Here is a 23,238-nt window from a genome sequence, read left to right as displayed (position 1 = left end):
CTGGTCATCATGCGCTGGCGGGGCAACTGGACCTTGGTCCATGGTTCACTTATTGCGCCGCAGGGCGGACAATAGTGGCCATGTCGTACCTGGAGATTCGCATGTCCGCCCCGAAATCCATGTTCCAGCTCAGTGGCCGCGGCTATCCGCCCGCCAACCTGAACAATGCCACCCTGGTGATCATCGACGCTCAGGAAGAGTACCGCAGTGGCGTTCTCGCCCTGCCCGGCCTGGATGCCGCCCTCAGCGAAATCGCCAGCCTCCTCGCCACCGCCCGCACTATGGGCAGCGCCATTGTCCATGTGAAGCACCTTGGTGTACCTGGCGGCATCTTCGATCCCCGCGGCGAGCGCGGCGAGCATCTGCCCGAGGTCGCGCCCCTGCCTGGCGAGATCGTCGTCGAGAAGCGCCTGCCCAATGCCTTCGCCGGCACCGACCTGCATGATCGCCTGCAGGCAATCGGCCACCTTGACCTGATCGTCTGCGGTTTCATGACCCATTCCAGCATCAGCACCACGGTCCGCGCCGCGAAGGACTATGGTTATCGCTGCACGCTGGTGAGCGCCGCCTGCGCAACCCGCGACCTGCCGACCGTCGATGGCGGCGTCATCAGCGCGGAAGACATGCACCGTGTCGAGGTGATCGCACTCGCCGACAACTTCGCCAGCGTGGTGCCGCAGGCCAAGGCGCTTATCTAAGGAAGCGTCATCACATCCCGCGACATCCGCGACGGGGTCGACCGGAACCACCGCCAGCTGGCGCCGGTCATACCCCGATCAAGCAAGAGGACGTCCGGATGAAGTTATCCGATGGTTTCGATGCCCGCCGCCTCCGCCCACGCGGTCCAGGCAGCTGGCGCTGGCGTTTTGCCGCGGCCCTGTCCGCGCTCTTCGCCGGCTTCGGCGTGATGCTGGCAATGGCCGGCACCGCTACCCTCCTTGGCCGCGCTCCTGCCCTCGGCCCCCTCAACGAAAGCACGGGCGCGGCCATCGTGCTGCTGCTCTTCGGCCTGCTCTTCCTCTGGATCGGCGTACTTGCCTGGCGCCTCTGCCGGCGGCGTTCGCGGCGTCGCGCCGGCCTCAGCATGTCGCCCCACCTGATGAAGAAACGCGACTAAGCCTCGAGCGAGTCATTTGGGTAAACTAGCCGCCCTTCGCGGAGGCCTGAATGCAAGACGACACCCAAAAAAACGACTCCTGGAACAACGAAAGCTCCTTGTTCGCCGAGCAGATGCGCGGTGTGAAGCGCATCCAGAATGATCGCGCCGATACCGGCAAGGTGCGCGCCGATCTGAAGCAGCTGGCCAACCGCCGGCAAAATGCGACCATCAGTGTGGCCAACGTCAAGGTCGACGGCCTGTCCGATCAGTTCGTCATCGATGTCGGTGCCGAAGACGAACTGCACTGGGCCCGCGATGGTGTACAGGAAGGCCAGATGCGCAAACTCAAGCAGGGCCAGATCGGCTTCGACGGCAGCCTCGACCTGCATGGCATGACCGTGGAAAAGGCCCGCGAGACGCTATGGGACTTCATTGCCGAGGCCACCCGCTTCGAGGTGCGCTGCGTGCGCGTGACCCATGGCAAGGCAGCACGCCTGGACGGCAAGCGGCCGCTGATCAAGAGCCACGTCAACACCTGGCTGCGCCAACACCCGCAGGTACTGGGCTTTACCTCTTGCCTGCCGAAACATGGTGGCACCGGCGCCGTCTATGTGATGCTGCGCCGCACCATGCTTGAAGGCCGCGACGAGTAGCCTTCGGCCTGCAGGGTTGAAGCCCCGTAGCGGATTCAACCCTGCGAACGATCAGATGGAAACCTCGGTGCATGCGCCTCCAACTCCACGCGCAATCCCTTCGCCAGGAAGGAAACAGCGTGATAGAACCCCGCCAGCATCACGCACTCAATCAGCTGTTCCTCGCTGAAATACTCGCGTAGCCGCCGCCACAAGCCATCGTCGATATCCGCGCACTCGTGCAGGGCATCGGCGAGGGCCAGCAGCGCCAGCTCCGATCCCTCCCATAGGCTCGGCTCCACCGTTACCTGGCAGGTATCGTCCAGCTGCGCCTGGCTGAATCCGGCCTTGGCGTTGAATGCCGCCACATGCACACCCCACTCGTACTCGGCGCCACATCGGGCGGTGCTGCGCAGGATCAGCAGTTCCCGCTCACGCAGGCCGATGCTGCCGCGATCCAGCAGCCCACCAGCCATCATCCGCTGTAACACGCGAGGATTGCGGGCGACACAGCGAAACAGCAGCAATGGTGGTACTCCGGGCGGCATCACCCGGTCGAAGGCGGCCTGGATGGCGGTGTCATAGGGTGGTTGGGCCGGCTGGATACGGGGTTCGTTCATGGCGATGCTCCTGTTGGGCTGTTACGCTATCGAAAACGTAGCACCCAACATTGCAGACCGCTACTGAATTAGAAGCAAGAGGATCACTCATGACCACACCCTTTCCCGGTCATCCCGTCCGCGGCTCCGCCAGCGGGCGACCAATCATGGCGCTGCTCGATCTCCTGGGGCGGCGCTGGAGCCTGCGCATTCTCTGGGAACTGCACCAAGGACCTGCGACTTTCCGCGACTTGCAAGCTCGCTGCGAAAGCCTGTCGCCTTCGGTGCTGAACACTCGGCTCGGCGAGTTGCGCCAGGCGCTGCTGGTGGAAAATGGCGAGGCTGGCTACAGCCTGACAGAGGACGGAGAGGAACTGGTGCGACGTTGCCTGCCCCTGGCGGATTGGGCGGAGCACTGGGCCAGCCGTCTGCCCGCGCCTGAAAAATGACTCGCGCTGGCGCATGGCGCCCTTGCCAGCCGCCCCTTCGCGCCCTACCCTGCGCCTTTGCGTAAATCCCCACAGGAATTTCCATGTCCCTGGAACAGCATTACACCGCGATCCTCGGCCAGCTCGGCGAGGACGTCTCCCGTGAAGGCCTGCTCGATACCCCGAAGCGCGCCGCCAAGGCGATGCAGTACCTCTGCCGCGGCTACCAGCAGACGCTGGAGGAAGTCACCAACGGCGCTCTGTTCAGCTCCGACAACAGCGAAATGGTGCTGGTGAAGAACATCGAGCTGTACTCGCTCTGCGAGCACCACCTGCTGCCGTTCATCGGCAAGGCCCATGTGGCCTACATCCCCAGCGGCAAAGTGCTAGGCCTGTCCAAGGTCGCGCGAATCGTCGACATGTTCGCCCGCCGCCTGCAGATCCAGGAAAACCTCAGCCGCCAGATCGCCGAAGCGGTACAACAGGTCACTGGCGCCCTGGGCGTGGCCGTGGTCATCGAAGCCCAACACATGTGCATGATGATGCGCGGCGTGGAGAAGCAGAACTCCTCCATGGTCACCTCGGTGATGCTCGGCGAGTTCCGCGAGAACGCCGCCACCCGCAGCGAGTTCCTCAGTCTGATCAACAACTGAGTTTTGCACCCACGAAAAAGCCGGCTTCTGCCGGCTTTTTCGTTTCTGTTTCCGGCACAAGGTCGGACTGTCTAGAAGGTCTTCCCATCCACCTTCAGTATTTTGAGCCCATCCAGAGGCACATCCTCCAGGCAACGCACGTTCACTGCGGCCATGGCCTTGCCCCTGGGATCGGTCGCTTCGCCAAAGGGCGCGCAGCCGCAGTTGGCACAGAAGTGGTGGGCGATATGCATGCGATTGAAGCGATAGGTGGAGAGGCCGGACTCCGGGGTGGAAAGCTTGAACTGTTCGCGCGGGACGAACCAGAGCAGGTAGCCGCGTCGGCTGCACAGTGAACAGTTGCACTCCATGACCTGTTCCAGGGTCCCCTCGACTTCGAAGGCGATCTTCCCGCAATGGCAGCTGCCCCGGTATTTCATGGTCGACACTCCGAAGAAAGCCTGTGGCCAGGCTGAAGCGACCAACTTAGTACAGGCCCGGAGAGCCCGCCATCACGAAAAAGCCGGCTTGCGCCGGCTTCTCTCGTAACTGGGAAATCTCAGTCGAACATTCCCACATGCCGCGGATGGCTGGCCACACGATCCAGCCACGCGAGGATCGCCGGGTAGCCGGACAGATCGAATCCGCCTTCATGGGCCACATGGGTGTAGGCATAGAGAGCGATATCGGCGATGGAATAGCGATCCCCCACCAGGTACGGCGTGCGCTGCAACTGTTTCTCCATCACCTTCAGCGCCTTCTGTCCGCGCACTTGGCAGACCTTGTATTCCTCCAGGCGGTCTTCCGGCATGCCTTTATATAGTTGGATGAAGCGCGCTACCGCGACGTAGGGCTCATGGCTGTACTGCTCGAAGAACTGCCACTGCAGCACCTGGGTGCGCAGGCGCGGCTCCGCGGGCAGCAAGTCGCTGCCTTCAGCGAGGAAATTCAGGATGGCGTTGGATTCCCAGAGCGTGGTGCCGTCCTCCAGTTCCAGGACCGGGATCTTGCCGTTGGGGTTCTTCTCGAGGAACTCAAGGCTCTCGGTCTCGCCCTTGAGGATATCCACCGGCACCCATTGATACGGCAGGCCGAGCAGATTCAGGATCAGCTTGACCTTGTAGCAGTTGCCCGATTTGTAGTCGCCGTAAACCTTGTACATCGCTCTACTCCTCTGTGGTCAGGCAGCTTCCGCGGCCTGGGCCTGACGGATGACGCCAGCAAGTCGTTTCAGACCTTCGCTCAGGCGCTCGGGTGCCACATGGCTGAAGTTCAGTCGCAAGTGGCCCGGATGTTTGTCCGGGTCGATGAAGAACGGTTCGCCCGGCATGAAGGCAACGTTCTGCTCCAGCGCCGGCTTGAGCAGCATGCGAGTATCCAGCGGCTGTTTCAGGGTCAGCCAGAAGAACAGCCCGCCCTGGGGAATTTCCCAGGTGGCCAGCTCGCCGAAGTGTTCCTCCAGTGCAACCTGCATGGAGTCGCGGCGCACGCGGTAGAAGTCACGCAGCTCGGCCAGATGCTGGCGATACTGCTCGGTGCCGAGCCATTGCAGCGCCTGCCACTGACCGATGCGGTTGGTGTGCAGATCCGCGGACTGTTTCAGGCGCAGCAGGTGCGGGAAGAGGTCCGGGGTGGCAATCAGGAAGCCCACTCGCAGGCCCGGCAGCAGGGTCTTGGAAACGGTACCAGTGTAGATCCAGCTGGCCTTTTTCAGGCGGCTGACGATGGGCGTGGCGCTGCCTTCGTCGAACACCAGCTCGCGATAGGGCTCGTCTTCGATCAGCGTCACTCCGAACTCGTCCAACAGCGCAGCGACCGCATCACGCTTGGCCTCGCTGTAGCGGGTACCGGACGGATTCTGGAAAGTCGGGATCAGGTAGGCGAAGGACGGCTTGTGCTGCTCCAGGCGCTGGCGCAACGCGGCGATCTCCGGGCCATCGGCTTCCTGCGGCACGGCGATGCAATCGGCACCGAACAGCTGGAAGGCCTGCAGAGCCGCCAGATAGGTCGGGGCCTCTAACAGCACTTCGGTGCCCGGATCGATGAATAGCTTGGACGCCAGGTCCAAGGTCTGCTGCGAGCCGCTGACAATCAATACCTGGCTCGCCTCACAGGGCACGCCAAGGGCGCGCGCTTCAGCGGCAATGGCCTCACGCAGCGCCGGCTCGCCCTCGCTCATGCCGTACTGGCCCATGCTGGCTGGCATTTCGCTCCAGTCCACTTTCGGAAGCATCGGCTCGGCCGGCAGGCCTCCGGCGAAGGACATCACTTCCGGACGCTGGGCGGCGGCAAGGATTTCGCGGATCAGGGAGCTTTTCAGGCGGGCGATGCGTTCGGAGAATGCCATGGATTGTCACCGGGTGCGGAAGCGAGGAAATTAAGTCAAACTGCTTGACCGAAACTACGACGACCGCGACAGATACGTCAATATGCTTGACCTGAAAAATCCCAGCATTCAGCAAGCCGCCATGGAAGCCTTTTTCTTTGGCTATCAGGCCTTCACCAGCAAGCCGGACGAAATCCTCGCCCGCCGAGGCCTGTCGCGGGTGCACCACCGCATCCTGTTCTTCATTGCCAAGTACCCTGGTCTGAGCGTCAAGGAACTGCTGGGTTATCTGGGCGTAACCAAGCAGGCGTTGAACACGCCGCTGCGACAGCTGATCGAGATGAAGCTGGTTGAGAGCGTGGCTGCCGACGATGACAAGCGTAAGCGCCTGCTGGGTTTCACTGCCGAGGGCGCCAGGCTGGAACAGGCCCTGCGCCGGGAACAGGCGCGACTACTGCAACGCGCCTTTGGCGAGGCCGGGGAGGAGGCGGTGCGAGGCTGGCTTGAAGTCAACCAGGCGCTCTGCACCGCACGGCAGACTGAAGCCGCCGAGGACTAGCTGGAGGGTTCCAGCTCCCGCGCGCCCCGGAAGAACACCAGCATCATCGCCAGATTGCCGGCAATGAGTGGCAGCAGCCCCAGCAGCATCAGCACGATGGTGGCCATCATGATGCCGCCCACTAGATCCAGCCAGCCCATCACCCGGAATGCCGGATATGCATTCTGCACCTTGAGCAGGCGCACACCGAGCCAACCCGTCAAGGCGCCGAGCACGGCGACCGCACCGAAGTAGAACAGCATGGGCCAGCCGGGTTCGGTGCTGGCATCACCCATTAGAAAATCCAGTCCTTCGATCGCCAGGCTACCGATGATCACTGCCCAGACTGGCGGTGCCAGCCCATCGGCGGAAAAGCGCGCCTCGGCGAACAGCTTCAGGCGGATCAGCAGGTAACACCCCAAAAGGGTCAACGCCACGCCGATCCAGTCGGACAGGCGCGTCATAAGCGGGTCTTCGGTGGCGCCAGCAGCTACGGCGACACCCGTGAGGATCAGGGTACACACGGCACAGGCCAGGCTCAGCCAGCCCAAGAGTCTCAAATGCCCAGGCGTCCAGCCGTTCATCTGGCGGGGCCCCGCGTCCTCCACCAGTTCCACGCGAGGGGCGGCGTAGGGGTTCTCCTCCATGTGTGGCACTCCAAGCGGCAAAAAACATCACAGTAGCCGCAGATACCGGGGGTGCCAACTGACTGTATTGCTCAACCCGCGCACTGCTGTATCGGGACGTTGCAAGGCAACTGGCTTTAGTCTGCGGACACAACGACAAGGTGACCGCCATGAGCCTGGAACTGATCTTCGCCTTCATTCTCTTCGCCTTCGTCACCTCGGTGACGCCCGGCCCCAACAACATGATGCTGCTCGCTTCCGGGGTGAACTTCGGGGTACGCCGTAGCCTGCCGCACATGCTTGGCATCAGCGTCGGTTTCATGGTGCTGGTGATGTGCGTAGGCCTGGGTCTATCCCAGATTTTCCAGCAGGTTCCCGTGCTCTACACCGCGCTGCGCTACATCGGCGCCGCCTACCTGCTCTACCTGGCCTGGAAGATCGCTGGCTCCGGTGCCCCGGACGAAGGAAACGTCGAGAATCGACCCAAACCCTTCACTTTCCTGCAGGCGGCGGCCTTCCAGTGGGTCAACCCCAAGGCCTGGGTCATGGCGATTGGCGCCATCACCACCTACACCCCGCAGGACAATTTCGTGGTCAACGTGGTGCTGATTGCAGCCCTCTTCGCCCTGATCAACTGCCCCAGCGTCGGACTCTGGACCGTAGCGGGTAGCCTGCTGCGCCGCTGGCTTGCCGAACCACGCATACTGCGCCTGTTCAACATCGGCATGGCCCTGCTGCTGGTGGCCTCGCTCTACCCCATATTGGTCGACGTCCACGGAACGATCTGATGACCTCAACTTCAGAAACCCCGGCCAATCCGACGCGTCTTCGTCCCCTGGCCGATTCCTCGCCCTCGGCCGTCGTGGCGGGCTTCATCGCCATGCTCACCGGCTACACCAGCTCTCTGGTGCTGATGTTCCAGGCGGGACAGGCTGCAGGGCTCAGCAGCGCGCAGATTTCGTCATGGATCTGGGCGCTGTCCATTGGCATGGCCCTGACAACCATCGGGCTCTCATTGCGCTATCGCACGCCCATCGTCGTCGCCTGGTCCACCCCGGGTGCGGCCCTGCTGATTACCAGCCTGCCGGGCGTGAGCTATGGAGAAGCAATCGGGGCCTTCATCGTCTGCGCCGCCCTCCTCGCCCTGGTTGGCCTGACTGGCGGATTCGAAAGACTGATGCGTCGCCTGCCGGGGTCGCTGGCAGCGGCGCTATTGGCGGGCATCCTGTTCAAGATTGGCAGCGAGATCTTCATCGCCGCCCAACACCGCACAGCCCTGGTGCTGGCAATGTTCTTCAGCTACCTGGTATTCAAGCGCCTGCAGCCGCGCTATGCCGTGCTGGTGGCGCTATTGGTGGGCTGTGTGATGGCGGCGGTTCTTGGCCTGCTGGATTTCAGCGGCTTCGAGTTCGCCCTGGCCGAACCGGTATGGACGACGCCAAAGTTTTCCGTCACGGCGGTGATCAGTATCGGCATCCCGCTGTTCGTGGTGGCCATGGCATCGCAGAACATCCCCGGCATCGCCGTGCTGCGTGCTGACGGCTACCAGGTACCTGCCTCGCCGCTTATCTCGGTCACTGGCATTGCGTCCCTGCTGCTGGCGCCCTTCGGCTCCCACGGCATCAACCTGGCGGCCATCAGCGCAGCCATCTGCACCGGACCTCATGCCCACGAAGACCGCAACAAGCGCTATACCGCCGCAGTCTGGTGCGGGATTTTCTATGGCATCGCCGGAACCTTCGGCGCGACCCTGGCGGCGCTGTTCGCCGCACTGCCCAAGGAACTGGTGCTGTCCATCGCAGCCCTGGCGCTGTTCGGTTCCATCAGCAATGGCCTGACCGCTGCAATGCACGAGCCCAAGGAACGCGAGGCGGCGCTGATCACCTTCATGGTCACCGCCTCCGGCATGACGCTGCTGTCGATCGGCTCCGCCTTCTGGGGACTGATCGCCGGGGTACTGACCTTGCTGATCCTCAACTGGGACAGTGGCAAGCAAAAATGAAGAAAGGCGCCAATTGGCGCCTTTCTCTTTGTTGTGGGAGCGATTTCAATCGCGAATGAATTCGCACGAGGGGTTAGGCAATCAGATCGCAGTGGCGCCACCATCCACGGCCAAGGCATGACCGGTGGTGAAGCCTGCCGCGTCGCAGCAGAGGTAAAGCACGGCAGCAGCGATTTCCTCCACCTTGCCGATGCGTCCCACCGGGTGCATGGTCGCGACGAACTCGGCCTTCTTCGGATCGGCCTCGTAGGCGCGGCGGAACATATCGGTGTCGATCACTGCCGGGCATACGGCATTCACTCGTACTTTCTTCTTCGCATACTCGACGGCGGCCGACTTGGTCAGGCCGATCACCGCGTGCTTGGAAGCGGCATAGATGCTCATCTTCGGCGCGGCGCCGAGCCCCGCCACAGAGGCGGTGTTGACGATGGCGCCGCCACCCTGGGCCAGCAAAAGCGGTATCTGATGCTTCATGCACAGCCACACACCTTTCACGTTGACGCCCATGATGGCGTCGAACTCGGCCTCGCTGCCCTCGGCCAGCTTACCCTTCTCGATCTCGATGCCGGCATTGTTGAAGGCGTAGTCGAGGCGGCCGTAAGCAGCGACCGTGCCCTCCATCAGCGCCTGAACCTCGGCTTCGCGGGTCACGTCGCAACGAATGAAGCTTGCATCGCCACCGGCGGTGCGAATCAGCTCCACGGTGCCTTCTCCACCGACGGTGTCCACGTCGGAAACCACTACCTTCAAGCCTTCAGCGGCGAACGCCAGGGCAGTCGCGCGGCCGATACCGTTGGCGGCGCCGGTCACCAGGGCAACCTGGCCGGAGAACTTCATGCTCATCTGTGCATCCTCGACGGGAATGGAAACTGTGGCGAAGTCTAATCAGTGACCGGCACAGGGCGTCAGCATCATCAGGGCTCTGGTGGGCGAACCATCCAGATTGATGATGAAAGCACCCATTCAAGATCACGGACATCCATGCCTGTACATTCCGCCCGGCCAGCGGACTTGCCGCGACCGCGCCACGGGACTATCACCAAGGCTTTCCCTCATCTGGAGCTCCTGCCATGCCTCTCCTCAATCGCCAGTTCCTCCTTGCCCAGCGCCCGGTCGGACCAGCCACTCGCGAGACGTTCTCCTATGTGGAAACCCCGGCCGACGAACCCTCTGCCGGGCAGGTGCTGGTGGAGAACCTCTACCTGTCCCTGGACCCGGCCATGCGCGGCTGGATGAACGACGCCCGTTCCTACATCGCGCCAGTGGCGATAGGTGAGGTCATGCGCGCCCTGGGCATTGGCAAGGTGATGGCCTCTTCACACCCGGACTACCAGGTGGGCGAACACGTTTGCGGCGTGGTCGGCGTGCAGGACTACTTCCTCGGCGAGCCACGCGACTTCCAGAAGGTGGACCCCAACCAGGCGCCGTTGCCGCTCTACTTGTCAGCCCTGGGCATGACTGGCATGACCGCCTACTTCGCGCTGCTCGACGTAGGCCAGCCCCAGCCAGGGGAAACCGTGGTCATCTCCGGGGCCGCTGGCGCGGTAGGCAGCGTTGCCGGCCAAATTGCACGGATCAAGGGTTGCCGTGTGGTGGGTATCGCCGGCGGTGCCGACAAGTGCCGCTACCTGGTGGAAGAACTGGGTTTCGACGGTGCAATCGACTACAAGGCCGAGAACCTCCACGCCGCGCTCAAGCGTGAATGCCCGAAGGGCGTTGACGTCTACTTCGACAATGTCGGCGGCGACATCCTCGATGCCGTGCTCACCCGCATCAACCGCAAGGCGCGCATCGTCATCTGCGGCGCCATCAGCCAGTACAACAACAAGGAAGCGGTGAAAGGGCCGGCCAACTACCTGGCGCTGCTGGTCAACCGCGCACGCATGGAAGGCATGGTGGTGTTCGATTACGCGCCGCGCTTCGGCGAGGCGGTCAAGGACATCGCCGGCTGGCTGGCCAGTGGCGATTTGAAAAGCAAGGAAGACGTGGTGACGGGACTGGAAAGTTTCCCGGAAACCCTGGGCAAACTGTTCAGCGGGGAGAACTTCGGGAAGCTGGTGCTGAAGGTTCGCTGAATGGCGCGAAAGGTGCGCTGCCCGGGCAGCGCACCTGAGTCGGCATCAGGCCAGTTCGGCGACGACTGCGGCCAGGGCCTTGGCCGGGTCGGCTGCCTGGCTGATCGGACGGCCGATCACCAGGTAGTCGGAGCCGGCATCCAGGGCCTGGCGCGGAGTGAGGATGCGGCGCTGGTCGTCCTGCGCACTGCCAGCGGGACGGATGCCCGGAGTGACCAGTTGCAGGCGCGGATAGGCGGCCTTGAGATCGGTGGCTTCCTGGGCCGAGCACACCAGGCCATCCATGCCAGCCTTGTCTGCCAGGCCCGCCAGACGCAGGACCTGCTCCTTCGGCTCGATGTCGAGGCCGATGCCGGCGAGATCCTCGCGCTCCATGCTGGTCAGCACGGTCACGCCGATCAGCAACGGCTTGGGCCCATTGAACTTGTCCAGTGTCTCGCGGCAGGCCGCCATCATGCGCAGGCCGCCAGAGCAATGCACATTGACCATCCAAACACCCATTTCGGCAGCGGCCTTCACCGCCATGGCGGTGGTGTTGGGGATGTCGTGGAATTTCAGGTCAAGGAAGACCTCGAAACCCCGGTCGCGCAGCGTCGAGACGATTTCCGCGGCGCAGCTGGTGAACAGCTCCTTGCCCACCTTGACCCGACACAGGTTGGGATCCAGCTGGTCGGCCAGCCGAAGCGCGGCTTCGCGGGTAGGAAAGTCGAGGGCGACAATGATCGGCGTCTGACAGGCGGACATGGGGAAAATCTCATACGAATCGGAAACGGCGCGCATTGTAGCGGAAGCCGGCGCGCGTCGCTGCTTCACACGATGTGGTCGAGTGCGAATGCCGTCATGAAGCCAGCCAGGGTGACCAGCCCGGTCCAGGCGTGGGTACTCTCGAACGCCTCGGGGATCAGGGTATCCACCAGCATGCAAAGCACCGCCCCCGCCGAAAAGCCCAGGGCGACAGCCAGCCAATGAGGAGGGAGGTCGGCGAACAATCCCGGCCCAGCCATGGCCGCCAGCCCGGACAGCAGTGCTATCGCACCCCAGAGCCCGAACACCAGCCAGCCGCTGCGTTTCTCCTCGCGTAGCCCGGCCGCACTGGCCAGGCCTTCGGGCAGGTTGGCGAGGAAGATCGCCACCAGCATTAGCAGGCTTACGTCCCCACCATCCAGCAACCCCAACCCGAGCCCCAGGGATTCGGGGATGCCATCGAGGAATGCGCCAACGGCGATGAGCAAGGCGACCATGCTGCCGCCGCCGTTGCCGCTCTTGCGGCGATGGTGCCGTTCCAGGTGATCGATGTATTGGCTCGCCAGGACGAAGACCACACCGCCGGCCAGCAGCCCGGCCAGGGTCGGCCAGAGACCGCCGATGCGCTCGGCTTCGGGGATCTGCCCGAAGCACAGGGCGGCGACCAACACACCACTGCCGTAGGCCATGATCGAGGCGACGACCTTCTGCGGCAGCTTCACCAGGAAACCGACGGCCGCGCCGATGAGCAGGCTACTGGCGGCCAGCCAGCCCCAGAGACCCGCTTGTAGGGTGACGGAAATCTGCATGTATCCTCCTTGAATGCCGGGCCCAAGGCTAACAGAAGGGGCTCATCGGGCGGCCGGACGGTCCAGCAGGCGCCCCAACAGCCAGCTTGCCGCCGGGCCCAGGCGCCGCTGGCGGGACCAGACCACATCCACGGCCTGACTGCGCGGCCATCCGGGCACCTGCAGTTCTTTAAGGCGGCCGTTGGCGTAACCGCTCACCAGCCAGCGCGGCAGCTCGGCCCAGCCGAAGCCGTTACTGGCCATTTCCAGCAGCAGCAGATAGCTCGGCGCGGACCAGCAACGACCACCACTGTTTGGCAGACCGTCGTCCAGCGCCAGCGCATTGCCCAGCGTATTCAGGCGCAGCAAGCGCCACCCCGCCAGGTCGCTCTCCTGCACATCACTCATTTGCGCCAGCGGATGCTCCTGGGCCACGAAAAGACCGAAGTCGGCACGCTCGGCAACGGTTGCCGCCCCCAACTCCGGCGGGTAGGTCCCCTGAGAAGCCAGCAGACCCAAGGTTGCGCGCCCCTGCGCGACCAACTCGATTACGTCATTGTGCTCGGCAATCAGGCACTCGAACTCGAGGTCGGGGTAACGCTGATCCATCTCGGCCAGACGCTCTTCGTACTGCCCGGACTGATACGCATCCGACAAGGCCAGGCTTACCCGGGGCTCCAATCCACCGGCCAGCTGCGCCGCTGCATGCTGCAGACGATCCGAAGCAGCGAGGATTTCCTCGACTCGATCCAGCAGGACACGGCCGGCATCGGTCAGCTGGGGTTGACGACTGCTGCGATCGAAGAGCTCCAGGCCCAGGTCGATCTCCAATCGGGCGATAGCCTCGCTGACGGTTGACTGGCTCTTGCCCAGCTTGCGCGCGGCTGCACTGAACGAACCCAGGGCGACGGCATGGACAAAGGCTTCCAAAGATTCAGGCGAGTAATTCATATCGGTTTTCCCGATGGCATCTCACTTAACCCTATCCCATAGACCGATGAGAATACAGACCAGACATTCACTCCAAGCCTGGAGAGCGCCATGACCCAAACCAATGTAGCCCTGAACAAAACCGTCAAGGAGCGGGTTTTCCATGCCCTCGCCTTCGAAGGCCTGGCCGTCCTGCTGACCGCCCCCGTGCTCTCCCTGGTACTGGGCAAGTCACTGGCGCACATGGGTGCACTGACCCTTATGTTCTCCACCGTGGCGATGCTCTGGAACATGCTCTTCAACAGCCTGTTCGACCGGGCTCAGCAACGCCTGGGGTTCCAGCGCACCATGCCGGTACGGATAGCCCACGCCGTGCTGTTCGAGCTGGGGTTGATCCTGGTGCTGGTGCCGCTGGCGGCCTGGTGGCTTTCGATCGGACTGCTGGAGGCCTTTGTGCTGGATATCGGGCTGCTGCTGTTCTTCCTGCCCTACACCCTGATCTTCAACTGGGCTTACGACACGCTTCGCGCCCGCCTGATGGAGGAGCCGGCAGTACGGCCCAGCGAATGCAGCGCGCTGAGGTAACAGCAGCTCCTTCACAGCCGGCTATCGAAATGAATGATTCTCGGGAACGTGGAAAGGCGAGCACAATCGAATAGAGTAACCACCCTTTCCACGGGAGATGATCATGCCTTGGTATGCCTGGCTGATACTGGTCCTGGCCATCGGCTCCATAGTCGGTAGCCTGATGGTGTTGCGCGATACGGCAAAGAAACTGCCGCTGACAGAAGAGCAACTCAAGCGCATCCGCGAGCGCAATGCCGAAATGGATGCAAAGGACGCCAAGGACCGCTGACCCCGTGCCCGCCCCTGAAGAACAGACCGAGGCATTGCCACAGGGAAGCGGCATGCCGCTTCACCTGCAACTGCTGTTCCCGCTTGTCGTCCTCGCCATCGGCCAGGGCCTGGGTGGCGTGCAAGTCGTGGCACTGCTGGCGGGCGTCGCATTCTCCGGTTGGGTCCTCGCCGAACGCCTGCTACCGCCCCGAGTCTGGCTGCCGGTAACCTTGCTTTTCTCCGTCGCCCTGGCCGCCCATCTGCTGCCGGGCTTCAGCCCACTTGTCCTTGCTGCTCCACAGCAATTGAGCCCCGATGCTCCGCCATATGCCCTGCGTTTGTCCTGGGACAAGCTGCTGGTGGGCATGACCTTGCTGGCGTGCTGGTTGGGCCGCCCGGCGCCACCCGCACTGGCGCCGCAGCGGGCATGGTTCGCTGCATTGGCAACCCTGCTGCTGGTGCCGGGGTTGGCACTCGCAATCGGTCTCGTGGGTTGGCAGCCGAAATGGCCGGAGATGATCTGGGAGTGGTTGGCGGTGAACCTGCTGGCCACGGTGCTGGCGGAAGAGCTGGTGTTTCGTGGCCTGCTCCAACCAGCGCTGGTTTCCTGGCTGGGTGGGCGCAAGGGCGTGCTGCTCACAGCGGCGATCTTCGGCGCCGTCCACCTGCCCTTCAGCCCACTGTTCGCGCTAGTCGCAGGACTCGCCGGCCTGGGCTACGGCCTTGCGTTCCACTACAGCGGACGGCTCTCGGTAGCCATCGCCCTGCACCTGGGGGTCAATCTCTGCCATCTGTTGCTACTGAGTTACCCGTTGCGACTGGCCTGACCACCACCCCATAACGCCCGAATATCTGCTGCAACTGGCCGCCACTGTGTAGCCTGTTAAGCAGCGCGGAAAACTGCGCGGCACTGATGGGGGCTCCTGGCCGCAACACGGCGTAGTGGTGGTAACTCTGGTCCAGCCGTTCGCTGGCCAGGAAGCTGCCGGCCAGGCTCGGGTTCTGCTCCAGGTAGGCATTGAAGTAGGAACGTGTCACCAAGGCGATATCCGCCCGATCCCGCAGCAGCATGCGCAGGTTGCTGTCGTGGGAATAGGTGAGCTTCGCGTCGAACTCGCGCTGGAGGAACTCAGGATCGGGATTGAAGCCGGCAAAGCCGTAGTGATAGCCGTTGTAGAGCGCGAGTCGCTTGCCGGCCAGCTTGGCGAAGTAATGCTGGCTGCGCCCCTGCTGAGCCTTGGCGACGAATATTTCTGCATCTTCCAGGCCCATGTCGATCCGCGCGCCGGGAATACCCTGCCACCCCCAGTCCGGATTCTCGAATACCGCGAGGTCGATCCGCCCTTCCTGGAAGTCGCGGAAGCGCCGAGGAATGGAGGTCGGCCGCACGACGAAGCGATAGTCCGTCTGCAGTTCGTTGAGTGCAGCGAGCATGTCCAGAAGCAGGCCGCTGGCTTCGGCCGACTCCGGCTTGACCACATAGGGTGGGAAATGCGCGCCGGCGACCTGCACGGTCTGCGACGCCACTGCAGGCGCTGAAATCAGCAGGACTACGGAAACCCACAACGCCTTCAGGGACAACCCCCTGCAAACTTCCATCTCTACCGCTGCTCCCTGCAGTTACGGCACTGCGCCGCAGAGTACGTGATTAACGTTGCAACTACCCACTCTTCCCCGAGCAGGACGTGACAAATCTCACATTTACCTTCAGGCGTCCTTGATCACCAGGGATAGCGCCTGCTCCGCGAGCTGATCGAGACTCATCGGGCCCTCCGGGCGGAACCAGGTGGTGGTCCAGCTCAAGGCGCCGGTGAGGAAACGCCGCAGGATGAACGGATCGGCGGTGAAGTATCCCTCGGTTCTCGCTTCGCCCAGGACGCCCAACCAGAGTTGCTCATAGGCTTCGCGCAACTGGAGGATGTACTGCTGCCCTTCCTCCGAAAGCGAGCGCCACTCGTACACCAGCACCGCCATGGCTTCGCCAGTGCCACCCATGATGGATTGCAGTTCGCAGCGGATCAACGCCAGTACCCGCTCGCGCAAATCTCCGGCTTCCGCCAGCGAAGCTCGCATCAGCGCAGTGTTGTAAAGGACGGTCTCCTCCATCACCGAACGCAGGATCTCATCCTTGCTCTTGAAGTGATGGAAGATGCTGCCGGACTGGATACCTACCGCGCCGGCCAGGTCACGCACGGTAGTGCGCTCGTAACCTTTGCTACGGAACAGGTGGGCAGCGGTCTGCAGCAGCTTGCCACGGGCACTTTCGGGGTCGGTGATCTGGCCACTGGCAACCAGTTCCTGCATCACCGCCTGGGCTTTTTCGTCGTCAAGGCTCATTGGTTTCCCCGCTGCGGTCAGCCACTCCAACTTAAGAATGGTTCGCAAGTCTCTGTCTTGATTGATGAAATCTATGCTGGCTGATGCGCCCAAGCAAGCGCTCGGGTGAAAAAGAGCTAGCCAGGCACTTTTCAACCAAGCGCTTGCTTGGTAGTGTTCAATCCATCACCCAACAGTGCTGCGGAATACTCCAATGACAAGAACCGTACGCATCGGCTGCGCCTCTGCATTCTGGGGCGACACCTCCACCGCCGCCGCCCAATTGGTACATGGCGCCACGCTGGACTATCTGGTCTTCGATTACCTGGCCGAAATCACCATGTCGATCATGGCCGGAGCTCGCCTGAAGGACCCGGACGCCGGTTTCGCCACCGACTTCGTCGAGGTCCTGGCCCCCCTGCTGCCGGCGATCGCCGAGAAGAAGGTGCGCGTGATCAGCAATGCTGGCGGGGTGAACCCGGCGGCCTGCGCCAGCGCCCTGGCCGCCGCCTGCGAAAAGGCTGGCGTAACGATGAAGATCGCTGTCCTGCATGGCGACAACCTGCAGCCACGGCTGGGTGAACTGGCCAAGTCCGGCATCCGCGAGATGTTCACGAACGCCCCGCTGCCCCCCATGTGCGTTTCGGTCAACGCCTACCTCGGTGCACCGGGGATAGTGGCCGCGCTGGATCAGGGTGCCGACATCGTCATCACCGGCCGAGTAGTGGACAGCGCGGTGGTAAGCGCAGCGCTGGTCCACGAGTTCGGCTGGTCCTGGGAGGATCACGACAAGCTCGCCCAGGCCGCCCTTGCCGGTCATCTGATCGAGTGCGGAGCCCAGTGCACTGGCGGCAACTTCACCGACTGGGAGTCGGTGCCGGACTATGAACACATCGGCTTCCCCATCATCGAAGTGGAGGCCGATGGCAGTTTCTGCGTGACCAAGCCGGACGGTTCCGGCGGCCTGGTCACGCCTTTCTCGGTCGGCGAGCAGATGCTCTACGAGATCGGCGACCCGCGCGCCTACCTGCTCCCCGACGTGGTTTGCGACTTCACGCGCGTCACCCTCGACCAAGCCGGCCCGAACCGCGTACGCGTACTAGGCGCTCGTGGGCTGGCCCCGACGCCGCAGTACAAGGTCAGCGCCACCTACCCCGATGGTTTCCGCTGCACCGCCAGTTGCCTGCTGGCCGGCATCGACGCAGTCAAGAAAGCCGAGCGGGTCAGCCGCGCGATCATCGCCAAGACCGAAGAGATATTCGCCGGGCGCGGCTGGGGGCCCTACCGCGACGTGAACATCGAACTGCTCGGCAGCGAGGCGACCTATGGCCCCCACGGCCAGCGCCAGGACAGCCGCGAAGTGGTGATCAAGATCGCCGTCAGCCACAACCGCAAGGACGCCCTGGTGCTGTTCTCCCGCGAGATCGCGCAGGCCGCCACCGGCATGGCGCCGGGCCTCACCGGCATAGTCGGGGGCCGGCCCACGGTCTATCCGGTGATCCGCCTGTTCTCCTTTCTGGTAGACAAATCCGCTTGCCGTCTGGAAGTGGAGCTGGATGGCCAATGCAGCGAATGCGCCCTACCGCAGGTAGGCAACTTCGACCCGGCAACCCTGGCCGAAGACTTGCCGATGCCCAGCGCCGATGGCCAGGCCAGTGCCAGCGTTCCGCTGGTCAAGCTGGCGGTTGCGCGCTCCGGCGACAAAGGCAACCACAGCAATATCGGCGTCATGGCACGCAAGGCGGAGTTCCTGCCCTGGATCGCCGAAGCCCTGACCCCGGAAGCCGTGGTCGACTGGATGGGACATGTCCTCGATCCCCAGTTCGGGCGCGTGTCTCGCTGGTACCTGCCGGGCAGCCACAGCCTCAACTTCCTGCTGGAAAACGCCCTCGGCGGCGGCGGTGTCGCCAGCCTGCGCATCGACCCGCAAGGCAAAGCCTTCGCCCAGCAACTCCTGGAATTCCCGGTGCCGGTGCCCAAGGCCCTGGCCGACAGCCTCTGAGGATGCAATCCATGGCATACGACTCGATATTCAAGCCTGGCCTGTTCAGCGGCCAGACCATCATGGTCACTGGCGGCGGCAGTGGCATCGGCCGTTGCACCGCCCATGAGCTGGCGGCCCTGGGCGCACATGTCGTTCTTGTCGGTCGCAAGCCGGAGAAACTGGAAAAGACCGCGGGGGAGATCATCGAAGATGGCGGTGTCGCCAGTTGGCAGGCCTGCGATATCCGCGACGAAGACGCAGTGAAAGCCATGGTGGCAGCCGTGCTGGCCGAACACGGCGCCATCCATCACCTGGTCAACAATGCCGGTGGCCAATACCCCGCCCCGCTCGCCTCGATCAACCAGAAAGGTTTCGAGACCGTTGTACGCACCAATCTGGTAGGCGGCTTCCTGGTGGCCCGCGAGGTGTTCAACCAGTCGCTGAGCAAGACCGGCGGGAGCATCGTCAACATGCTCGCCGACATGTGGGGCGGCATGCCTGGCATGGGCCACTCCGGCGCCGCCCGCGCCGGCATGGAGAACTTCACCAAGACCGCCGCCGTTGAGTGGGGTCATGCGGGTGTGCGGGTCAACGCCGTGGCTCCCGGCTGGATCGCGTCCAGCGGCATGGACACTTATGAAGGCGCCTTCAAGGCCATCATCCCGACCCTTCGCGAACACGTGCCACTCAAGCGCATCGGCAGCGAGTCGGAAGTCGCCGCCGCTATTGTCTTCCTGCTCTCCCCCGGCGCCGCCTTCATCAGTGGCAACACCATTCGTATCGACGGTGCCGCCAGTCAGGGCAGCCGCGCCTTCCCCCTGGCCAAGGCCAAGCCGGGCCAGAGCAAGGGCTACAACGGCTTCCACCGCGCTTACCTGCCTGACGTGCTGAAGGACCAGGAGTGACACGATGACGGTCATCCAATCCGAACTCGATGCCCAGAGCGAAGACTTCGCCAGAAACCGCGACGCCATGCTCGACGCGATCGCCAGCTTCCGTGACGTCGAGCAGAAGGTGCTGGACAAGGCAGCCGAGTCCAAACCGAAGTTCGAGAAACGCGGCCAGTTGCTGCCCCGCGAGCGCCTGAACCTGTTGCTGGACCCGGGCAGCCCCTTCCTCGAACTCTGCTCCCTGGCCGGCTACAAATTGCACGACGACAAGGACGGCACACAGGCCGGTGGCGGCATCATCGCCGGCATCGGCTACATCTCCGGCATCCGTTGCCTGATCAGTGCCAGCAACAGCGCCATCAAGGGCGGCACCATCTCCCCTACGGGGCTCAAGAAGACACTGCGCCTGCAGCAGATCGCCATGGAGAACAAGCTGCCGCTGGTGGCCCTTACAGAAAGCGGTGGCGCCAACCTCAACTACGCTGCGGAAATCTTCGTCGAAGGCGCCAGAGGCTTCGCCAACCAGGCACGGATTTCCGCCATGGGCATCCCCCAGGTGACCGTAGTGCATGGCTCAAGTACTGCCGGCGGCGCTTATCAGCCTGGGCTGTCGGACTACGTCATCGTGGTGCGCGGCAAGGCCAAGATGTTCCTCGCCGGCCCGCCGCTGCTGAAGGCCGCCACCGGTGAAGTGGCGACCGACGAAGAACTGGGCGGTGCCGAAATGCACGCCCAGGTAGCCGGTACCGCCGAATACCTGGCCGAGAACGACGCCGATGGCCTGCGCCTTGCCCGCGACATCCTCGCCATGCTGCCCTGGAATGCCCAACTGCCAGCCCGTGCCAATACCGATTGGCGCGAGCCGCTGTACAGCACCGAGGAATTACTGGGCGTGGTCCCGGCCGATCCGAAGAAACCCTACGACGTGCGCGAGATCATCGCCCGCATTGCCGACGGCTCGGAGTTCCTGGACTTCAAGAATGAATTCGACAGCCAGACCGTCTGCGGCCACCTGCGCATCGAAGGTCGCCCCTGCGGGCTGATCGGCAACAACGGCCCCATTACGCCCCGGGGCGCGGCCAAGGCGGCACAGTTCATCCAGCTCTGCGAGCAGGCCAATGTGCCTCTGCTGTTCCTGCACAACACCACCGGTTTCATGGTCGGCACCGAGTCCGAACAACTGGGCGTGATCAAGCATGGCTCGAAGATGATCCAGGCCGTGGCCAACGCCCGCGTGCCGAAACTCACCCTGGTGGTGGGCGGTTCCTACGGCGCGGGCAACTACGCGATGTGTGGCCGCGGCCTCGACCCACGCTTCATCTTCGCGTGGCCCAACAGCCGTACGGCGGTAATGGGCGGTGCCCAGGCCGGCAAGGTGCTGCGCATCGTCACCGAGGAAAAGCACGCCAAGGAGGGCAAGGAGCCCGACCCGAAGATGCTCGACATGCTCGAACAGGTGACCGCACAGAAGCTCGACAGCCAGTCCACCGCCCTCTACGGCACCGCCAACCTTTGGGATGACGGTCTGATCGACCCCCGTGACAGCCGCCGACTGCTGGGCTATCTGCTGGATATCTGCGCGGAGGCCGACGCCCGCCCGCTCAAGGCCAACAGCTTCGGCGTGGCCCGGTTTTGAAGGTAGGGTGCGCCTTGCGCACCATCCCGGATCTCGGTGCGCAGGGCGCACCCTACAAGGAGAACAAGAAGAATGATCTTTACCCAGGAACACGAAGAACTTCGCCGCACGGTGCGTAATTTCGTCGACAGGGAGATCAACCCCTATGTCGACCAGTGGGAAAAGGAAGGTCGCTTCCCGATCCACGACATCTTCAAGAAAGCCGGGGAGCTGGGCCTGCTGGGCATCTCCAAGCCGGAGAAGTTCGGCGGCATGGGCCTGGACTACAGCTATTCCATCGTCGCCGCCGAAGAGTTCGGCACCATTCATTGCGGCGGCATTCCCATGTCCATCGGAGTGCAGACCGACATGTGCACCCCGGCCCTCGCGCGTTTCGGCTCCGATGAACTGCGCGAGGAGTTCCTGCGCCCGGCCATCGCCGGCGAGATGGTCGGCTGCATCGGCGTTTCGGAAGTGGGCGCCGGCTCCGACGTCGCCGGGATGAAGACCACCGCCCGCAAGGACGGCAGCGACTACGTGATCAACGGCAGCAAAATGTGGATCACCAACTCCCCCAGCGCTGACTTCATCTGCCTGCTGGCCAACACCTCGGACGACAAGCCGCACGTCAACAAGTCGCTGATCATGGTGCCGATGAACACCCCCGGCATCACCCTCAGCGCCCACCTCGACAAGCTCGGCATGCGCAGTTCGGAAACCGCCCAGGTGTTCTTCGACAACGTCCGCGTGCCGCAGCGCTACCGCATCGGTCACGAAGGCGCCGGCTTCATGATGCAGATGCTGCAGTTCCAGGAAGAACGCATGTTCGGCGCCGCGAACATGATCAAGGGCCTGGAGCACTGCGTGGACGTCACCATCGACTACTGCAAGGAACGCAAGACCTTCGGCAATCCACTGATCGACAACCAGGTGATCCATTTCCGCCTGGCCGAGCTGATGACCGAGATCGAAGCCCTGCGCGCGCTGGTCTACCAGGCCGTCGAACTCTACGTCAGCGGCAAGGACGTCACGCGCCTGGCCTCCATGGCCAAACTCAAGGCCGGCCGCCTCGGCCGCGAAGTCACCGACGCCTGCCTGCAGTACTGGGGCGGCATGGGCTTCATGTGGGACAACCATGTTTCCCGCGCCTACCGCGACACCCGTCTGGTTTCCATCGGCGGCGGTGCGGACGAAATCATGCTCGGCATCATCTGCAAGCTGATGGGCATCCTGCCGGGCAAGAAGAAGGGCTGACGTCATGACCCTGCCGAACTGCGAAGCCCTGCTGCTGGAACAGGCTGGAGGCGTACTTCACGTCACCCTCAACCGCCCGGACAGTCGCAACGCCATGAGCCTGGCCATGGTTGAAGAACTGCACGCGGTGCTGGCTGCCGTGCACAGCGACGCCAGCGTGCGCGCCGTGGTGCTGCGCGGCGCCGGTGGGCACTTCTGCGCCGGTGGCGATATCAAGGACATGGCCAGCGCCCGTGCGGCCGGTAGCGATGCCTATCGCGACCTGAACCGCGCCTTCGGCAGCCTACTGGAAGAAGCCCAGGCACAGCCCCAGGCACTGATCACCGTGCTGGAAGGCGCGGTGCTCGGCGGCGGCTTCGGCCTGGCTTGCGTCTCGGATATCGCCATTGCCCTTGCCGGCGCCCAATTCGGTCTCCCGGAAACGAGCCTGGGCATTCTGCCGGCGCAGATCGCACCCTTCGTGGTCAAGCGCATCGGACTCACCCAGGCGCGCCGTCTGGCCCTGACCGCCGCGCGCTTCGACGGTCGAGAAGCCCTGCGCCTGGGCCTGGTCCACTTCGCCGAAGCCGACACCGAAGCCCTCGAGCAGCGCCTGGCCGAGAGCCTGGAGCAGGTCCGCCGCTGTGCGCCAGGCGCCAACGCCCGAACCAAGGCACTACTACTAGCCACGGAAAACGAACCCCTTGGCCCCTTGCTGGATAGCGCCGCCGAGCAGTTCGCCGCCGCCGTGACCGGCGCCGAAGGCACCGAGGGCACGATGGCCTTCGTGCAGAAGCGCAAGCCCACTTGGGCGCAGTGAGCCTTTACTCCCCCTCCCTCAGGGAGAGGGTTGGGGTGAGGGGAACCACGCCGCGCGCAGGTAGCCCCCTCCCCCCTGGCCTCTCTCCCAGGGGAAGAGGGGAATCGAAACCGAGGAGCCAGAG

At 63.5% G+C, this 23,238-nt stretch carries 28 protein-coding genes; 17 read left to right on the top strand and 11 right to left on the bottom strand.

Annotation, left to right across the window (positions count from 1 at the left end):
- Nucleotides 1-101 precede the first annotated feature (101 nt).
- From D6Z43_RS02590 to D6Z43_RS02580, 3 genes are all read left to right on the top strand, one after another.
- On the top strand, nt 102-698 hold the full coding sequence (locus tag D6Z43_RS02590; protein ID WP_120650193.1) for a cysteine hydrolase family protein: 597 nt from the start codon (nt 102-104) through the stop codon (nt 696-698).
- A gap of 98 nt (nt 699-796) precedes the next feature.
- Nucleotides 797-1,117, top strand: a complete 321-nt coding sequence (locus D6Z43_RS02585; protein ID WP_120650191.1) for a hypothetical protein — start codon at nt 797-799, stop codon at nt 1,115-1,117.
- Between the two features lie 50 nt (nt 1,118-1,167).
- The gene (locus D6Z43_RS02580; protein WP_120650190.1) at nt 1,168-1,752 is read left to right on the top strand and encodes a Smr/MutS family protein; all 585 of its coding nucleotides are present in this window, start codon (nt 1,168-1,170) and stop codon (nt 1,750-1,752) included.
- A gap of 35 nt (nt 1,753-1,787) precedes the next feature.
- Here the strand turns inward: D6Z43_RS02580 and D6Z43_RS02575 are convergent, their stop codons facing one another.
- Nucleotides 1,788-2,351, bottom strand: coding sequence for a carboxymuconolactone decarboxylase family protein (locus D6Z43_RS02575; protein WP_120650188.1), 564 nt, complete (start codon nt 2,349-2,351; stop codon nt 1,788-1,790).
- A gap of 89 nt (nt 2,352-2,440) precedes the next feature.
- On the opposite strand from D6Z43_RS02575, the gene D6Z43_RS02570 reads away from it, so the two are divergent.
- The gene (locus D6Z43_RS02570; RefSeq protein ID WP_120650186.1) at nt 2,441-2,779 is read left to right on the top strand and encodes a helix-turn-helix domain-containing protein; all 339 of its coding nucleotides are present in this window, start codon (nt 2,441-2,443) and stop codon (nt 2,777-2,779) included.
- Nucleotides 2,780-2,862: 83 nt separating this feature from the next.
- On the top strand, nt 2,863-3,411 hold the full coding sequence (folE, locus tag D6Z43_RS02565) for a GTP cyclohydrolase I FolE (protein ID WP_120650184.1): 549 nt from the start codon (nt 2,863-2,865) through the stop codon (nt 3,409-3,411).
- A 71-nt stretch (nt 3,412-3,482) separates the two neighbouring features.
- Here folE and D6Z43_RS02560 read toward each other — a convergent pair whose 3' ends face one another.
- The 3 genes from D6Z43_RS02560 to D6Z43_RS02550 all read right to left on the bottom strand — a co-directional run bounded on the left by D6Z43_RS02560 (nt 3,483) and on the right by D6Z43_RS02550 (nt 5,737).
- Nucleotides 3,483-3,830: a GFA family protein gene (locus D6Z43_RS02560; protein ID WP_120650182.1), complete on the bottom strand. Its 348-nt coding sequence runs from the start codon at nt 3,828-3,830 to the stop codon at nt 3,483-3,485.
- A 119-nt stretch (nt 3,831-3,949) separates the two neighbouring features.
- Nucleotides 3,950-4,552 carry a glutathione S-transferase family protein gene (locus D6Z43_RS02555; RefSeq protein ID WP_120650180.1) on the bottom strand — a complete coding sequence of 201 codons (603 nt, stop codon included), beginning with the start codon at nt 4,550-4,552 and terminating at the stop codon, nt 3,950-3,952.
- Between the two features lie 18 nt (nt 4,553-4,570).
- Entirely contained in the window at nt 4,571-5,737 is a 1,167-nt protein-coding gene (locus D6Z43_RS02550; RefSeq protein ID WP_120650178.1) for a PLP-dependent aminotransferase family protein, read from the bottom strand.
- Nucleotides 5,738-5,819: 82 nt separating this feature from the next.
- Here D6Z43_RS02550 and D6Z43_RS02545 point away from each other — a divergent pair, with 82 nt between their 5' ends.
- Nucleotides 5,820-6,275 (top strand): MarR family winged helix-turn-helix transcriptional regulator, encoded by a 456-nt coding sequence (locus D6Z43_RS02545; RefSeq protein WP_107504110.1) that lies wholly within the window; start codon nt 5,820-5,822, stop codon nt 6,273-6,275.
- On the opposite strand, the gene D6Z43_RS02540 is transcribed toward D6Z43_RS02545, so the two are convergent.
- Entirely contained in the window at nt 6,272-6,901 is a 630-nt protein-coding gene (locus D6Z43_RS02540) for a hypothetical protein (RefSeq protein ID WP_120650176.1), read from the bottom strand. The two genes, D6Z43_RS02545 and D6Z43_RS02540, sit on opposite strands and share 4 nt — an antisense overlap.
- A gap of 149 nt (nt 6,902-7,050) precedes the next feature.
- Here D6Z43_RS02540 and D6Z43_RS02535 point away from each other — a divergent pair, with 149 nt between their 5' ends.
- Nucleotides 7,051-7,668 carry a LysE family translocator gene (locus D6Z43_RS02535; protein ID WP_120650174.1) on the top strand — a complete coding sequence of 206 codons (618 nt, stop codon included), beginning with the start codon at nt 7,051-7,053 and terminating at the stop codon, nt 7,666-7,668.
- Nucleotides 7,668-8,882 (top strand): benzoate/H(+) symporter BenE family transporter, encoded by a 1,215-nt coding sequence (locus tag D6Z43_RS02530; protein WP_120650172.1) that lies wholly within the window; start codon nt 7,668-7,670, stop codon nt 8,880-8,882. Before D6Z43_RS02535 ends, D6Z43_RS02530 begins: the two co-directional genes overlap by 1 nt.
- An 81-nt stretch (nt 8,883-8,963) precedes the next feature.
- Here the strand turns inward: D6Z43_RS02530 and D6Z43_RS02525 are convergent, their stop codons facing one another.
- Nucleotides 8,964-9,725 (bottom strand): SDR family oxidoreductase, encoded by a 762-nt coding sequence (locus tag D6Z43_RS02525; protein ID WP_120650170.1) that lies wholly within the window; start codon nt 9,723-9,725, stop codon nt 8,964-8,966.
- A 227-nt stretch (nt 9,726-9,952) separates the two neighbouring features.
- Between D6Z43_RS02525 and D6Z43_RS02520 the strand changes: the two genes are divergently transcribed.
- Nucleotides 9,953-10,957, top strand: coding sequence for an NADP-dependent oxidoreductase (locus D6Z43_RS02520; RefSeq protein ID WP_120650168.1), 1,005 nt, complete (start codon nt 9,953-9,955; stop codon nt 10,955-10,957).
- 45 nt (nt 10,958-11,002) lie between these two features.
- Here the strand turns inward: D6Z43_RS02520 and pyrF are convergent, their stop codons facing one another.
- The 3 genes from pyrF to D6Z43_RS02505 form a co-directional block, all read right to left on the bottom strand.
- On the bottom strand, nt 11,003-11,701 hold the full coding sequence (gene pyrF, locus D6Z43_RS02515; RefSeq protein WP_120650167.1) for an orotidine-5'-phosphate decarboxylase: 699 nt from the start codon (nt 11,699-11,701) through the stop codon (nt 11,003-11,005).
- A 65-nt stretch (nt 11,702-11,766) separates the two neighbouring features.
- Nucleotides 11,767-12,510 carry a ZIP family metal transporter gene (locus D6Z43_RS02510; protein ID WP_120650165.1) on the bottom strand — a complete coding sequence of 248 codons (744 nt, stop codon included), beginning with the start codon at nt 12,508-12,510 and terminating at the stop codon, nt 11,767-11,769.
- A 42-nt stretch (nt 12,511-12,552) separates the two neighbouring features.
- Complete coding sequence (locus tag D6Z43_RS02505; protein WP_120650163.1) at nt 12,553-13,440, bottom strand: LysR family transcriptional regulator; 888 nt, start codon at nt 13,438-13,440, stop codon at nt 12,553-12,555.
- Nucleotides 13,441-13,530: 90 nt separating this feature from the next.
- Between D6Z43_RS02505 and D6Z43_RS02500 the strand changes: the two genes are divergently transcribed.
- The 3 genes from D6Z43_RS02500 (at nt 13,531) to D6Z43_RS02490 (ending at nt 15,083) form a co-directional block, all read left to right on the top strand.
- A complete protein-coding gene (locus D6Z43_RS02500; RefSeq protein WP_120650161.1) occupies nt 13,531-14,004 on the top strand; it encodes a multidrug/biocide efflux PACE transporter in 474 nt (157 codons plus the stop codon).
- Between the two features lie 103 nt (nt 14,005-14,107).
- Nucleotides 14,108-14,275, top strand: coding sequence for a DUF2897 family protein (locus D6Z43_RS02495; protein WP_120655166.1), 168 nt, complete (start codon nt 14,108-14,110; stop codon nt 14,273-14,275).
- A gap of 52 nt (nt 14,276-14,327) precedes the next feature.
- Nucleotides 14,328-15,083 carry a CPBP family intramembrane glutamic endopeptidase gene (locus D6Z43_RS02490; protein ID WP_120650160.1) on the top strand — a complete coding sequence of 252 codons (756 nt, stop codon included), beginning with the start codon at nt 14,328-14,330 and terminating at the stop codon, nt 15,081-15,083.
- On the opposite strand, the gene D6Z43_RS02485 is transcribed toward D6Z43_RS02490, so the two are convergent.
- Together D6Z43_RS02485 and D6Z43_RS02480 are read right to left on the bottom strand one after the other, a co-directional pair.
- Entirely contained in the window at nt 15,034-15,855 is an 822-nt protein-coding gene (locus D6Z43_RS02485) for an ABC transporter substrate-binding protein (RefSeq protein ID WP_120650158.1), read from the bottom strand. The two genes, D6Z43_RS02490 and D6Z43_RS02485, sit on opposite strands and share 50 nt — an antisense overlap.
- Nucleotides 15,856-15,963: 108 nt before the next feature.
- A complete protein-coding gene (locus tag D6Z43_RS02480; RefSeq protein WP_218569233.1) occupies nt 15,964-16,593 on the bottom strand; it encodes a TetR/AcrR family transcriptional regulator in 630 nt (209 codons plus the stop codon).
- 193 nt (nt 16,594-16,786) lie between these two features.
- Here D6Z43_RS02480 and D6Z43_RS02475 point away from each other — a divergent pair, with 193 nt between their 5' ends.
- The 5 genes from D6Z43_RS02475 (at nt 16,787) to atuE (ending at nt 23,114) form a co-directional block, all read left to right on the top strand.
- Nucleotides 16,787-18,574, top strand: coding sequence for an acyclic terpene utilization AtuA family protein (locus tag D6Z43_RS02475; protein ID WP_120650156.1), 1,788 nt, complete (start codon nt 16,787-16,789; stop codon nt 18,572-18,574).
- An 11-nt stretch (nt 18,575-18,585) separates the two neighbouring features.
- Nucleotides 18,586-19,461 (top strand): SDR family oxidoreductase, encoded by an 876-nt coding sequence (locus tag D6Z43_RS02470; RefSeq protein WP_120650154.1) that lies wholly within the window; start codon nt 18,586-18,588, stop codon nt 19,459-19,461.
- Nucleotides 19,462-19,465: 4 nt separating this feature from the next.
- Nucleotides 19,466-21,082, top strand: a complete 1,617-nt coding sequence (atuC, locus tag D6Z43_RS02465) for a geranyl-CoA carboxylase subunit beta (protein WP_120650152.1) — start codon at nt 19,466-19,468, stop codon at nt 21,080-21,082.
- A 72-nt stretch (nt 21,083-21,154) separates the two neighbouring features.
- Nucleotides 21,155-22,315, top strand: coding sequence for a citronellyl-CoA dehydrogenase (atuD, locus tag D6Z43_RS02460; protein WP_120650150.1), 1,161 nt, complete (start codon nt 21,155-21,157; stop codon nt 22,313-22,315).
- A gap of 4 nt (nt 22,316-22,319) precedes the next feature.
- On the top strand, nt 22,320-23,114 hold the full coding sequence (gene atuE / locus D6Z43_RS02455; protein WP_120650148.1) for an isohexenylglutaconyl-CoA hydratase: 795 nt from the start codon (nt 22,320-22,322) through the stop codon (nt 23,112-23,114).
- The last annotated feature ends 124 nt before the right edge of the window (nt 23,115-23,238 follow it).

It is taken from the genome of Pseudomonas sp. DY-1, assembly GCF_003626975.1.
In the GTDB taxonomy this organism is placed as follows: domain Bacteria; phylum Pseudomonadota; class Gammaproteobacteria; order Pseudomonadales; family Pseudomonadaceae; genus Metapseudomonas.
This window is presented reverse-complemented; position numbering and strand designations above follow the sequence as displayed.